This is a genomic window from Streptomyces sp. ICN903, from assembly GCF_022015835.1.
In the GTDB taxonomy this organism is placed as follows: Bacteria; Actinomycetota; Actinomycetes; order Streptomycetales; family Streptomycetaceae; genus Streptomyces; species Streptomyces fenghuangensis.
The window spans coordinates 1-1,037 of the sequence record NZ_JAKMAY010000594.1 but is presented as its reverse complement, the minus strand read 5'-3'; the positions used below and the strand labels follow the sequence as shown (position 1 = coordinate 1,037).

The 1,037-nt window shown below is 75.9% G+C and carries 1 protein-coding gene and 1 pseudogene; one reads left to right on the top strand and one right to left on the bottom strand.

All coding sequences use genetic code 11. From position 1 onward, the window contains the following. Positions 1-91: 91 nt before the first annotated feature. Positions 92-571 carry an NUDIX domain-containing protein gene (locus L7D48_RS29025; protein ID WP_237884112.1) on the bottom strand — a complete coding sequence of 160 codons (480 nt, stop codon included), beginning with the start codon at positions 569-571 and terminating at the stop codon, positions 92-94. 192 nt (positions 572-763) lie between these two features. Here L7D48_RS29025 and L7D48_RS29020 point away from each other — a divergent pair. After that, positions 764-1,037: pseudogene (locus L7D48_RS29020) on the top strand (O-antigen polymerase); the annotation flags it as partial.

Genomic DNA, 1,037 nt, shown 5'->3' with positions numbered 1-1,037 from the left:
CGGGGGGACGGTACGCGGGGTTCGCGGCGCGGTCATGGCCAGCACCCTAGGCAGCGGCCGCTCCCCCACCGATGTGCGTCGCACCCATACTTCACTCCCCCGCGGTGGTCTGGAACCACGTGGGTCCGTCGCTCCCCGCCCGCTCGATGCGCGTCAGCGCGAACTCCTCCAGCGGGGGCAGCTCGTCCGGGCCGAACCACCCCACTTCCAGGGACTCCTCGTCGTTGACCCGCGCCCGTCCGCCCACCGCCCGGCAGCGGAAGGACATGTCCACGAACTGGCAGACGTCGCCGTTGGGGTAGCGGACCGGGGCCAGCGTCTGCACCAGCACCAGCCGCTCGGGCACGGCCCGCACCGCGGTCTCCTCGTACACCTCGCGCACCACGGCGTCGGCCGGCTGCTCGCCGGGCTCGGGGATGCCTCCGATGATCGACCAGTGGCCGGTGTCGGCCCGCCGTACGAGCAGGACGCGGTCCGCGTCGTCGAGGACGACGGCGCTGGTGCCGGGCAGGAAGAGCAGCCGTCGTCCCACGTCGGCACGCAGGTCGCGGATGAAGTCGGGAGTCGCCATGCCGTGAGCCTACGGACCCGCCGCCGCTTCCCGCGGCGCCCGTGCGGGCCCGGGGCGGAAGCGTTCCCGCCGGGGCGTATCCGGGTGTCGGTCCCAGGGGCTACGGTGTGCCCCACGTCACGGCCCGCGGCGTGCGTCCGGAGGACCTCCGGGCCCGGCGCGGCGGCCGTTTGTCTCGGGGGGTCGCAGACGATGGCTTCACCGGCGCTCGGATCACTGTCCGCCGCACCGGAGCGAAGCGGCGTGCCGGATGCCGCCGGCGCCGCGTTACTGGGCTGCTGTGCCGGCTGGGCGCTGCTGTGCGCGGCCGGGCGGGACGCCCGGCCTGAGGGGGTGCTGCTGGCGGTGCTGGCGGTGGCCGCGGGGTACGCCTGCGGGCGGATCGGGGGTTCCCTGCTGCCGGCCGCCGCGCCGGCCGGGGCGGCGCTGGCCGGGCTGGGCTCGCTCCTTGTGTCTCCCGCCCTCC